Source organism: Paenibacillus koleovorans NBRC 103111 (assembly GCF_004000845.1).
GTDB lineage: Bacteria > Bacillota > Bacilli > Paenibacillales > NBRC-103111 > Paenibacillus_AA > Paenibacillus_AA koleovorans.
Genome location: NZ_BIMA01000069.1, coordinates 24,851 through 36,328, shown reverse-complemented (window position 1 = coordinate 36,328; position 11,478 = coordinate 24,851). Strand labels below are relative to the sequence as shown.

Sequence of the window (11,478 nt, the reverse complement as noted above, 5' to 3'; positions counted from 1 at the left end):
TTGGTGGGGTTGGTGGGGTTGGTGGGGTTGGTGGGGTTGGTGGGGTTGGTGGGGTTGGTGGGTTGGTGGGTTGGTGGGATTGGCAGTAATGGGCGGAAATTGGGCGAGGTAGGGCGAGGACCGACCCGTGCGTTTGGCGAGGATTCGGTAAAGAACTTGCGCACTTAGCCAGACGCTCAGAACTTCTGGGAGATGGAAGGCGCCCTTGAAGTCCTGACACAGTACTCAGGCGCAACAAAAAACGCCGGGCTCCCGCCCAGCGTCTTGGTACTACTTGATCTCGAGCAGCTCGTACTCGATCTGGCCGGCCGGGGCGTCCACCTTGATGGTGGAGCCGACTTTCTGGCCGAGCAGGGCTTTGCCGAGCGGACTCTCGTAGGAGATCTTGTTCTCCTGGACATCCGCCTCGGATGGGCCGACCACGCGGTAGGTGATGCGCTCGCTGAACTCGATGTCGTTCAGCACCACGCTCGAACCTACCTGCACGATGTCGGACCGCAGTTGAGACGTGTCGACCACACGCGTCCGCTTCAACATATTCGTCAGCGTGAGGATCCGCGTCTCCATAAACGCCTGATCGTTCTTCGCCGAATGGTACTCGCTATTCTCCTTCAGGTCGCCATAGCTGATTGCCAGCTTGATCCGTTCGGCCAGCTCCTTGCGCTTGACCGTCTTCAGCTCCTCCAGCTCCTGCTCCATCGCTTCCAACCCTTCGCGGGTGACCATCAATTCTTCGCTCGACATGCCCACAGCTCCTGTTTCGCCAAATAAGTGATAAAGCCTATTCCTCTATTGTACACGAAACCGTCGCAACATGCGAAACCAGTTCATTAAGCCGTCTGCAAAATCTTCTCCTGCAAATTCGTGCGAATCGAACGAATGCGCTCGCGAACGTAGCAGTCGTAAGCCGCACCCTTCAGATCGGCCAATCGAACCGGCAAGTCGGTATGGTTGTCGATTACTTCCACGGCGCCGTTATCGTAAAACTTGAACGTCAGGTCTTCCCAATGAGAGCCCGCCATGTCCAGGATCTTCTCCACTTGATCCTCTGTCATCTGTTCGCTGCTAGTCAGCATTAACCGGCGGTAATAATCTCTCTCCAGGAATCGGATTCGTCTCGCTGTCATATCGGTACACCCCTCTCATCAAATAGGAACGTTTGTTCTATATCCCTATTATACCAAACATTTGTTCGTAGTCAAGAAATTCCAACCGAACATTCCAAATTTTCTCGCAACAAACAAAGAGAACCCGCCGATTGCTGCCCAACCGCCCGCAACAATCAACAGATTCTAGTACTCTACCAACTATTCGAAATACTCCTCTTCCGACCCGATAAACTCTACGTCAAAAATATAGTCCGAGCGGTTGTCGCAAGGCGAATACGGCCCTTCCCTCTCCACAGCCGTCAGCCCGCAGGCGGACAGCCAATGCCCCTGCACTGGAAGCTGGGTATCCCTAATCGCCGTCATCCCTCCGTAGTAGATAACGAACTTCGGCGTATCCGCGATCGAATACGTAATGCTGGCTCCGTTCTCATGCAGCGTCAGCTTGCGAAACGGATACTCCCCTGCCGGCCGAACAACGGACAATTCCATGTCGTCCAAACGCTCAAAGAAATAGCCCGCTTCCATCGCGTTCGCGTATTGCAGCCACTGGCTTCCAAGCCGCTTCCTGCTCACTGAAGCAGCCTTCGCCCCTTCCTTGTAATCGACCTTATATAACACAAATCCGTCCTGCGACGGTTCCACCACTTCGTACAGCACCCGCCTCACTGACCCGTCATGGCCAAACACCAGTTCGAATGTTTCCATCCTGGCCACGTCGCTAGACACTCCACTCGACCCGCTGACCAGCTTCCACTGCGCCGCAAAGCCGAACATATCCAGTTGCATGACCGGCATCGCCAAGTGCCGAGATTGCTCGAAAACCGCATTTTCCGCCCACGGGTACACGATCTGCGCCATATACAACATGAATCCTGTAATCGCCGCCGCCCATTTGACCGAGCCATTCCGCTTCAGCCGTATGAACAAGAGCACGAACAATACAAAACCAAGCGGCCATTTCTCCCCGCTCCAAGTCAGCGTAAACGCACCCAGCACCAAACACCCGATCAATTTCAGCGTTAAAAAGGATTCAGGCTCCATCCGACGGCGGCGAAAAAGCAAAACGACAACTAGAATGCCAGCCAATACGATCAAGGTCAACAATGTCGTCAACCGAATGCCCTCCTTCCCAAACACAGCGAAAGGCAACCCGCCTAAACAGCGGATTGCCCAATCACTCCAACTAACCATCAAGATCAGAATTCGCGTTTGCGAGTCACCAGCAGGAACACACCCAGCAGCAGCATCAGTACCGCCACGATCGGCTGTCCGGCCAAACCGCTCAAGAAAGCGCCGGTCGAGAACACGATGAAGAACAGAACCGACAGCACGACCAATATGTTGATCGGGATGAGCAGCCATTTGTTCCGGCCCCCGAACCAGTAAAACTCGAACAATCCGACCGCTACCGCCGCGATAAATCCGGGCCACATGTAAGACCAGCTGTCGAACAGCGTGGCGATCTGGCACACACAGCCGGCTACGAACAAAACCCCGCCCGGAATAAGCAGCCCTACACCTTTACGCCCGATCAAAGAAAAGTACATCCAGTGGAAAAATAAACCAAGCGGTATGACGAACAATATCGGCCAAAAATTGGCGAAAATCGTCCCGGCGCCCAAGGAACCGTCACGGTCCAGCAACAGGTAGCCGCCTAGCAGCAACAATACCGCACCTAGCGCAAATCGAATTTTCATGTTGCATCTCCTTCTTCTATAATGGCTGTCGCCCTTTTCCTAATGAATTAAATCTATCATACTCGCTCATCGCTGTCTTCCTACTGTAGCGTTAGCGTCCCCTAGACCTAGGTCCAGTTCTAGCGAAGCTTCTGCAAGTAGACTCCCAGCTTGCTGCTTGCGGTATTCCCTTGGGGACAGACCTGTCTTCTCTTTGAACAGCCGGTTGAAAAAAGCGATGTCCTGATAGCCGACCTGCTGAGCGATCGTACCGACCTTGTCCGGTGTAGCCAGAAGCCGCTCACAGCAAGCTTCGATCCGGCATTTATGCAAATAGTCGATAAACGACATGCCGATCCGCTCCGCAAAACGGCGGCGATATTGCCTTTCGCTGAGCCCCGCCTTGCCTGCTTCCTCCGCGATACGAAACGGTTCCCCGGGCTCAAGCCGCATCCTGCGCGCACTCGCATCGATGGCACGCTCCACATAAGTCGCAGCATGCACCATGTAGCCCGCTCCCTTTTCCTCCGCACGCCCTTCTTGCCCAGACAGCTCCCGGGATCGTACGATCCGCGCCAGGATACGCATAATTTCGGACTGAATGACGGGAACGTAACACGCTTCTTTCCTCAAGAACTCCTCATGCATTGCATTGAAAGCCCGTTCAAAATAGCCGTCGACATCTTTCAAATGAAGCCAGCTCTGCTCCGGGTACCCGGTCTCCAGCAACTTGCTAACTGCTGCATCCCCGTCAAACGATAGCACCAGTCGTTCCGCCAACTCTTGATCGAACAAACAGTTGTAAACGATCAGTCCGTCACGGCCGCGCTCAGGCGAAGAAGGACGGAACACATGCGAGCTCCCGAGCGGCAAATAAAACAAATCGCCTTTCGCTACAGCAATTCTCTGTCCTTCTATGTACTGAAAGCCGAGCCCTTCGCTGACATAGTTGATCTCGATAAATTCGTGCCGATGCTGGGTCAAAGTGTAAGACTCCGAGACACGATTAATATGGACGGGCAGCTCGGACGATAAAAAAAGCTGGCGGCTCGTCGTTGTAATAACGCGTGTAGGTTGCATGCAGATGTCCTCCTGCTCCGATCGTTCAGCATACCATACGACCGAACCATCCCTAATATTTGTCCGAATCCCCCTCAAAGTCACCCGATGACCTCACCTTATAATAAAGCTGAATCATTGTAAAGACGGGAGGCTGCTGTATCATGCAAAAAAATCAAATAACGCATCCAAACTGGACGGCCGAATGGATATGGGCCGATAGCCCGGAGGCGAGCCCGCGCAACGAATGGCGCTGCTTTCGCAAGAAGTTCCGACTCCAAGCCGCCGACTTAAACTTACACTCCGCAACCCTTAAGCTAACGGCCGACTCCCGCTATGTGCTGTACGTAAACGGCGTCTTGGCCGGACGAGGCCCGGTGCGGTCTTGGCCTTTCGAACTGGCCTATGATGAAATCCCAGTCGGTCATTTGCTTAAGCCGGATGCCGAGAACACGATAGCCGTGCTTGTCATGCATTACGGTGTCGCCAACTTTCAGTATTTGCGCGGGAGAGGCGGATTACTCGCTCAGTTGGAGGCGACGCCTCTCCACACAGAAAACACGCAAGCCAACAACAAAACAATTTTGACAACGGACTCAACTTGGATAACTTCCCTGCATCTCGGTCACGACCCTCATTCCTCCCGGATTTCCTGTCAGTTGGCGTTCACTGAAATTATGGATGCGCGAGCTATGGACGACTCCTGGACGAAATCAGACTACGACGACGCAGGATGGACCCAAGCAGAAGGGATTGGTCCAGTCGGTATGGAGCCTTGGGTGAAGCTCGTCGAGCGCGACATTCCCTATTTGACGGAAGAGCTCATCTACCCGGCGAGAATCGAAAGCTTGAGCTTCGTCAAACCTGTGCCGTGGGCCGCCGTGCTCGATCTGCGGGCGCAGCTCGATCCGGAGAGCATCAACCACGCGAACAATGTGGCCTACACCGGCTATCTAGCGACCGTCATCCGCACCTCGAAGCCGGTTCGCTGTACTATCGGCTCCGTGGACGAAGGCCGAACCCCGCTGCGCATTTCGGTGAATGGAACTCCATATCCGGAAGAAGCATTTACCGGCAAGCTGCCGGAGCGGTATTTGACCGTCGATTTGCCGGCCGGCGACAGCTTTGTGCTGTTCGATGTAAGCGCAAGCACGCACGGGCACGGCTTCCATCTCGGCTTTGACTGCGGAGGAGAAGACTTCGAGATTGTGCGGCCGGCTTGGGGCGGCACATCCATCGCCGATAGCGCTTCAATCGATTCGCCGTTTCTAACGATAGGCCCGTTCGATGCCGTGGAAATCATCGATCATCAAGAAACTAGACCGCTCCGAGAGGACGATCCCGACTTCGAACGCGCGGCCCGGATCGCTTCGGCCGCCGAGCTGGCCGATTTCGCCCCGTGGATTCGCCCGATGCCGGGGAATCTGGTCAACCTGCACGACGTCTTCGGCGCGAACGTCTGGAGAACAGCGGCTGTCGCACAACCGGTGCCGCTCCAGCTGCAAAACGCCGTGCTGGCGAGTCCGGATCCCGCCACGATCCCAACCCGAACCTCCTACGATACCGAAATCGTCATCGACTTCGGACGCGAGCTGTCGGGCTACATCCAATTCGAGCTTCAAGCTGCCGCAGGCACGATCGTAGACGGTTATGGCGTCGAATATAGCCGTGACGGCCGCCAGCAACACACCTATAAGCTGGACAATACGTTCCGCTACATCTGCGTGGAAGGTCGCCAATCCTATACGTCCTACGTTCGTAGAGGACTCCGCTACTTGACGCTCACGATCCGCGGAACTTGCGAACCGGTCCAGCTCTACAACATCACGATGCTGCAGAGCAACTATCCCGTCGCCGACATCGGCCGGTTCCATTGCTCCGATCCGCTGCTGAACGACATTTGGGCGATCAGCCGCCACACGACTCGCGTCTGTATGGAAGACACGTTCGTCGACTGCCCTGCGTTCGAGCAAGCGTATTGGGTCGGCGATGCCAGAAACGAAGCGCTGGTCAACTACTATGTGTTCGGCGCCAAAGAAATCGTCGAGCGCTGCCTCCGCCTCGTACCCGGCTCGGCATTCCAGACGCCGCTTTACGCGGATCAAGTGCCGAGCGGCTGGAACAGTGTCATCCCGAACTGGACGCTGTTCTGGATCAACGCCTGCCGCGAATATTACGAATACAGCGGAGACAAGTCGTTCGCCGTCACGATGTATCCGCACATCAGCCTCACACTGGACGCCTATCTCAGCCTATTGGACGAGCAAGGGCTGCTGCGGATGAAAGGCTGGAACCTGCTGGACTGGGCGGCGTTCGAGCAACCGCACGAAGGCGTCGTTACACCTCAGAACATGTTCCTCGTACAGGCGCTTCGCGGCGCCGCTCAGCTAGCGGCGGTGGCTGGCGACGTTTCCGGACAGCGCTACGAAGAGCAAGCGGAGTCGCTGAAGGCAGCCATCAATCGATATTTGTGGGATGAGGCCCGTCAAGCCTACGTCGATTGCATCCATGCGGACGGCCAACCGTCCCGTACCACCAGCATGCAAACGCAAGTAACCGCCTGCTTATGCGGGGTCGCCGAAGGCGATCGCGCTCAGAAGCTGGAGCATTATTTGCTTCATCCGCCCGCTTCATTCGTGCAGATCGGCAGTCCGTTCATGTCGTTCTTTTACTACGAGGCGCTCGTGAAGAACGGCCGCTACCGTGAGCTGCTGGACGACATGCGCACGCAATATGGAGTCATGATCGACAACGAAGCGACGACATGCTGGGAGATGTATCCGTCCAGCAACTTCAACGACAACCTCGACATGCTGACGCGCAGCCATTGCCATGCCTGGTCGGCAGGTCCCGCCTATTTCTTGGGCGCGTATGTGCTCGGCGTACGTGGAACGTCCCCTGGCTGGTCCACGGTTACGGTGGCGCCGCAGCCGTCAGGGCTGAGCTGGGCGCGAGGAGCCGTCCCGCTCCCTCAGGGCGGACGAATCGATGTGGCGTGGCGAGCGGATGAAGCCAACAAACGACTGCATCTGCGGATCACAAGCCCGAGCCAAGTAGACTTGGATGCCATCGCTCCGGAAGGCTATGAGCTGTTGCTAGAACGCACAACGGTTGGCTAACGTCAATTGGCCCCGCCCCCTGGACATCGGAATCCCCGTGCTCCAGGGGCTTTTTTTGTCAATAGCTTGGGCCGCCTCATTTCTCATGAGATTCTAATAAAACGCTTTCATTCCATGGGGCTGTAGGACAAGCACGCCTCGTGGTAAATGGTGGCTGAAAATGATCTGCTATACTGGGTTTCAAGTGGCAGCCACACAACAAGAGCACATCAAACTAACAACTACCTGGAGGTCATCCAAATTATGAACGCCTTGCTTACTCGTTGGATCAAACCTATTGTCGCATCCGCACTTGTACTTGCGATCGCTATTTCGGGGAACATGGCAATCGCCGCCAAACCGGCGCAAGCCAAATCGGTATCCGTCGACGCTGCCTCCAGAGCCGATAAAGTCGTTTCGCTCGGACTGAAATACAAAGGCACGCCTTACAAATTCGGAGCGAAAACCGGCATTACGAGCGCCTTCGACTGCTCCTCGTTCATGCAATACATTTTCAAGAAACAAGGCATCTCGTTGCCTAGAACGTCCAAGCAGCAATCCAAGGTCGGACACTACGTCTCGAGAAGCAATCTGAAGAAAGGCGATCTCGTCTTCTTCTCCACGGCCGCCTCCAAAGGCAAAATCGCGCATGTAGGCGTCTATATGGGGAATGGCAACATTCTTCACACATATCAAAAAGGGATAGGCGTAACCGTATCTTCGCTGAACTCGTCTTGGTGGAGCAGTCATTACATTACAGCTAGACGCGTATTGTAAACCAACAAGCCTATAGAGGGCCACTTCGATCCACATCGATATGGCCCTTTCGCATTCCGTCTTACTGTTCCTCCATCCGCATAAACTTAACCTTCACCGTCGTCCCGACACCCGGCTCGCTGTCAATTTCAATTTTCCCCTTATGCTGCTGGACAATCTGCTTGGCGATGGCGAGACCGAGACCGAGGCCCCCGGTTTGGCGGGTTCGAGCGCGATCCACCCGATAAAACCGGTCGAACAAATGAGGCAGCTCACTGGCAGCGACTCCAATGCCGTGATCCGCTATTTTCACTATTACCCCGCCCTCCTCTTGCCCCATGTAAACGGTGATCGGCTTCGAGCTGTACTTGATCGCATTATCGAGCAAAATGAGGAACAATTGTCGGAGTTTCTCCGGAACGCCTAATATGGTGTACGTCCGCCCATCCGTTACGACGGATACTTCTCGCTCAAAGGACAGCTCCATGGAGGACGCCACCGATTCGATCAATCCCGTCAGCTCGACCGTCTGCAGCTCCACCAAAGCTTGCGCCTCCGAATCGACCAGCTGCAGCAGCGATGTCACCATACCCTTCAGCCGCTTCGTCTCGGACGAGATCGCCTCGATCGCTTCGGTTCGCAGCTCCGCATCCTTGCTCGCCCAACGGTTCAGCATATTCGCATAGCTCTCGATGATCGTGAGCGGCGTACGCAGCTCATGCGAAGCATCCGCAAGAAATTGCTGCTGCTTCAGGAAATGCTCCTCCAGCTTGCCGATCATGTCGTTGAACGTAATGCTGAGCTCGCCTAACTCATCCTGGCGGGATGTATAATCGATGTCCAGCTTACGAAACGTGCCGCTGTTCTGGATAATCTGCATCGTCGTGAGCAAATGGCGGATGGGTTTGAAAATAAACCGGGAGTAAAACAACGCCCCAATAAAGGATAGGACAAGCGCGCCAAACGAGGTGATCGTTAACGCCGTCAGCAGGACGTCCAGGTATTCGTTCCATAGCCGCATCGTCCGGCCCAGCTCCAGTACGCCGACCTGGTCGTTGCCCGCCAAAATCGGTACCTGCACGTACAAGTAACGCTCCTTGTTAATCCGCACGATTTCCACATTGTAGCTCGTCTGCCAAACAACCTGCTTCGCCGTCAGCTTCGGGTCGGTGAACACTTGCTGCTGAATGAGCCCGGTCCGCCCGATAATCCGGATCATCTCGTTGGTGACGAGAAACTCCTCCAGCAGTCCAGGCTCGCTCCAGAGCGTCGGGTCCAGCAAGTCTTTTTTCTCGAGGATCGTCCGGGCTTTGTTGAGCATAAGCTCCTTCTCGCTCTTCGTCGTGATGTTGACGACAAAGAAATACGTAAAGCCGTTGACCAACACCAGGATAAACACCAGCCAAATCGAGGACAGCACCATCAATCGCTGCTTCAAACTCATGGCGCTCCTCCTTACACCGCATCCCGGACGAAATACCCGACGCCTCGGCTCGTGTGGATCAGCTTTACCTTGTACCCTTTGTCCACCTTCTGGCGCAAATAACGAATGTAAACGTCAACCAGATTCGTATCGCCGACAAAATCATAGCCCCAAACCTCGGCCAAAATTTGCTCCCGCGTCAGGACCGTGCCTGCATGGCGAAGCAAATAGAGAAGCAAATCGAATTCCGTAGGCGTCAGCTCGATCGGCTGGCCGTCACGGGTCACTTGACGCGAGCGGGACTCCACCCGCAGCCCGTCCAGCCCCAACACTTCCGCCGTGTCGGCTGAATGCAGACGGGATACGGCATGTATGAGCCGTCTGATGCGCGCCAGCAGCTCCTCGATCGCGAACGGCTTCGTCACGTAATCGTCGGCGCCAAGGTCGAGCCCGGTGACTTTATCCTTCACTGCATCCCGAGCGGTCAGCATAATAATCGGCACGGTCGAGCCTTGGGCGCGCAGCTGCCGCAGCACGTCCATTCCGTCCAGCTCCGGCAGCATAACGTCGAGCAGGATGATGTCCCAGCCGTCGGCGAGTGCCAGCTCCAGCCCAGTTTTACCATCCGCAGCCCGTACCGTCTCGTACTGCTCGTGCTTCAGCTCCAGCTCCAGCACTCTGGCGATCCGGTCTTCGTCTTCAATCAATAAAATACGTCCGGGCATGAGGCCACCCCATTCAAGGAATAGCTCTAGTATGCTCCGGACGTCCGGATTTCCTTCATCGGTTCGGTTTCGCTTGCACAATCGGCAGGATGGCCAGCAACGCGGTGAGGAGAGCGCTTACAACAGGCGCATCAAGTGGAATTGCCAGATGGAATGATGTAGAATAAGGGGCAGATCGAAATGTGAATAGGAAAAGGAAGGTTCGCATCATGTTCGTAGCAAGGGATTGGAAAGACTATGAGCTGCTCGATACGGGCGGCGGCGAGAAGCTGGAGCGGTGGGGAGATGTCGTGCTGCGCCGGCCGGATCCGCTCATCATATGGCCGCTTGAGCAGGAGACGAATCGCTGGAAGCAGGCGGACGCCCATTATCACCGGAGCAGCGCCGGCGGCGGCCAATGGGAGATGAAGCGCCAGTTGCTCGACCGTTGGACGATCTCTTACGGCAAGCTATCGTTCTATATCAAGCCGACCGGCTTCAAGCATACGGGCTTGTTCCCGGAGCAAGCGGCCAACTGGAGCTGGATGATCGACAAAATCCAATCCGCCAACCGGCCGATCAAGGTGCTCAACCTGTTCGCGTATACGGGCGGGGCCTCGCTGGCCTGCGCTTATGCCGGAGCGGAAGTGTGCCACGTGGATGCGGCGAAGGGCGTCGTGCAGTGGGCAAAAGAAAATTTGCATTTATCCGGGCTCGGCGACAAGCCGGTTCGGTTCATCACGGACGACGTGTTCAAATTCGTGCAGCGCGAGCAACGGCGGGGCAACGTGTACGACGCCATCATCATGGATCCTCCCTCCTACGGCCGCGGTCCGAACGGGGAAACGTGGAAACTGGAGGAGGATCTGTTCCCGTTCGTTAAATCCTGTGAGACGATTCTATCAAGCAACCCGCTGTTCATGCTGATCAACTCGTACACCACGGGGTTGTCGCCTACAGTGCTTCACAATTTGCTGCACATGTCGCTAGGTCGCAAGTTCGGCGGACGCATCACGGCGGGAGAGATCGGGCTTCCGGTCACCGCTTCGAAGCTGATCATGCCTGCAGGTATCTTGGGACGTTGGGAGTCGGAGTAAACGGAGTTTTTTAATATCTCAACTTTCGCTGACTCAAATCAGCGTAACATTACGCGTAGCATAAGTTTGCACACATTTAAATGTACGGTTTGAAACACGGCTTGAAACAATAGAAAAACACCTCTTCGTTTTGTAAAGTGAGAGTGTCGAGCTCCCACTACCACACAGAAGAGGTGTTCTTCTCCATGACAGAACAAAAGCAATCCCTAGATTTGAACCTCAGCTTTAACAAACCCAACTCCCCTACTACTAAACTCGTAGCCGTTATTTACGGAACGCTAGTTTGTTATTGCTTCTCTCCTCATGGCACACAATAAATTCGGCTTGTCCCAAAACTAATAACTTTTTATATCTTGCATAAACCGTCCTACGGACGGCTATTTGGCGTTTGTGTTACATTTAGCGCGACGCATGCCGGTTGCATATCGTCGCAATCGCTGAATTGTGTTCAGATTCCATTTAGATCCGTTTGTTAAGATCAGCAAGTTAATAGATGATGAGGAGGGAAATTGAACTTGTATAAACGCCTATTAAGTTTGTTGCTATTGTCTTGTAT

10 protein-coding genes are annotated in these 11,478 nt (G+C 54.9%); 3 read left to right on the top strand and 7 right to left on the bottom strand.

Going from position 1 to position 11,478, the window contains the following annotated elements:
• Positions 1-270: 270 nt before the first annotated feature.
• The 5 genes from greA to PKO02S_RS20660 form a co-directional block, all read right to left on the bottom strand.
• Positions 271-744, bottom strand: coding sequence for a transcription elongation factor GreA (gene greA, locus PKO02S_RS20680; protein ID WP_127585744.1), 474 nt, complete (start codon positions 742-744; stop codon positions 271-273).
• A gap of 86 nt (positions 745-830) precedes the next feature.
• Positions 831-1,127, bottom strand: coding sequence for a hypothetical protein (locus PKO02S_RS33375; RefSeq protein WP_246067153.1), 297 nt, complete (start codon positions 1,125-1,127; stop codon positions 831-833).
• A gap of 180 nt (positions 1,128-1,307) precedes the next feature.
• Positions 1,308-2,222, bottom strand: coding sequence for a hypothetical protein (locus tag PKO02S_RS20670; RefSeq protein ID WP_127585743.1), 915 nt, complete (start codon positions 2,220-2,222; stop codon positions 1,308-1,310).
• A gap of 83 nt (positions 2,223-2,305) precedes the next feature.
• The gene (locus PKO02S_RS20665) at positions 2,306-2,806 is read right to left on the bottom strand and encodes a hypothetical protein (protein ID WP_127585742.1); all 501 of its coding nucleotides are present in this window, start codon (positions 2,804-2,806) and stop codon (positions 2,306-2,308) included.
• A 66-nt stretch (positions 2,807-2,872) separates the two neighbouring features.
• Positions 2,873-3,865: an AraC family transcriptional regulator gene (locus PKO02S_RS20660; RefSeq protein WP_127585741.1), complete on the bottom strand. Its 993-nt coding sequence runs from the start codon at positions 3,863-3,865 to the stop codon at positions 2,873-2,875.
• Positions 3,866-4,008: 143 nt separating this feature from the next.
• On the opposite strand from PKO02S_RS20660, the gene PKO02S_RS20655 reads away from it, so the two are divergent.
• Both PKO02S_RS20655 and PKO02S_RS20650 read left to right on the top strand, forming a co-directional pair.
• The gene (locus PKO02S_RS20655) at positions 4,009-6,963 is read left to right on the top strand and encodes a family 78 glycoside hydrolase catalytic domain (RefSeq protein ID WP_127585740.1); all 2,955 of its coding nucleotides are present in this window, start codon (positions 4,009-4,011) and stop codon (positions 6,961-6,963) included.
• 243 nt (positions 6,964-7,206) lie between these two features.
• The gene (locus PKO02S_RS20650; RefSeq protein ID WP_127585739.1) at positions 7,207-7,719 is read left to right on the top strand and encodes a C40 family peptidase; all 513 of its coding nucleotides are present in this window, start codon (positions 7,207-7,209) and stop codon (positions 7,717-7,719) included.
• A 61-nt stretch (positions 7,720-7,780) separates the two neighbouring features.
• On the opposite strand, the gene PKO02S_RS20645 is transcribed toward PKO02S_RS20650, so the two are convergent.
• Together PKO02S_RS20645 and PKO02S_RS20640 are read right to left on the bottom strand one after the other, a co-directional pair.
• A complete protein-coding gene (locus PKO02S_RS20645) occupies positions 7,781-9,142 on the bottom strand; it encodes a sensor histidine kinase (protein WP_127585738.1) in 1,362 nt (453 codons plus the stop codon).
• A gap of 11 nt (positions 9,143-9,153) precedes the next feature.
• On the bottom strand, positions 9,154-9,846 hold the full coding sequence (locus PKO02S_RS20640) for a response regulator transcription factor (protein WP_127585737.1): 693 nt from the start codon (positions 9,844-9,846) through the stop codon (positions 9,154-9,156).
• 209 nt (positions 9,847-10,055) lie between these two features.
• On the opposite strand from PKO02S_RS20640, the gene PKO02S_RS20635 reads away from it, so the two are divergent.
• Positions 10,056-10,922 (top strand): class I SAM-dependent methyltransferase, encoded by an 867-nt coding sequence (locus tag PKO02S_RS20635; protein WP_127585736.1) that lies wholly within the window; start codon positions 10,056-10,058, stop codon positions 10,920-10,922.
• Positions 10,923-11,478: the final 556 nt, after the last annotated feature.

What these genes read in the sequence shown, in the direction of transcription:
- PKO02S_RS20640 (WP_127585737.1), bottom strand. Translation starts at nt 9,846, where the DNA reads ATGCCCGGACGTATTTTATTGATTGAAGACGAAGACCGGATCGCCAGA.
- PKO02S_RS20645 (WP_127585738.1), bottom strand. Translation starts at nt 9,142, where the DNA reads ATGAGTTTGAAGCAGCGATTGATGGTGCTGTCCTCGATTTGGCTGGTG.
- PKO02S_RS20665 (WP_127585742.1), bottom strand. Translation starts at nt 2,806, where the DNA reads ATGAAAATTCGATTTGCGCTAGGTGCGGTATTGTTGCTGCTAGGCGGC.
- PKO02S_RS20660 (WP_127585741.1), bottom strand. Translation starts at nt 3,865, where the DNA reads ATGCAACCTACACGCGTTATTACAACGACGAGCCGCCAGCTTTTTTTA.
- PKO02S_RS20655 (WP_127585740.1), top strand. Translation starts at nt 4,009, where the DNA reads ATGCAAAAAAATCAAATAACGCATCCAAACTGGACGGCCGAATGGATA.
- PKO02S_RS20635 (WP_127585736.1), top strand. Translation starts at nt 10,056, where the DNA reads ATGTTCGTAGCAAGGGATTGGAAAGACTATGAGCTGCTCGATACGGGC.
- PKO02S_RS20650 (WP_127585739.1), top strand. Translation starts at nt 7,207, where the DNA reads ATGAACGCCTTGCTTACTCGTTGGATCAAACCTATTGTCGCATCCGCA.
- greA (WP_127585744.1), bottom strand. Translation starts at nt 744, where the DNA reads ATGTCGAGCGAAGAATTGATGGTCACCCGCGAAGGGTTGGAAGCGATG.
- PKO02S_RS33375 (WP_246067153.1), bottom strand. Translation starts at nt 1,127, where the DNA reads ATGACAGCGAGACGAATCCGATTCCTGGAGAGAGATTATTACCGCCGG.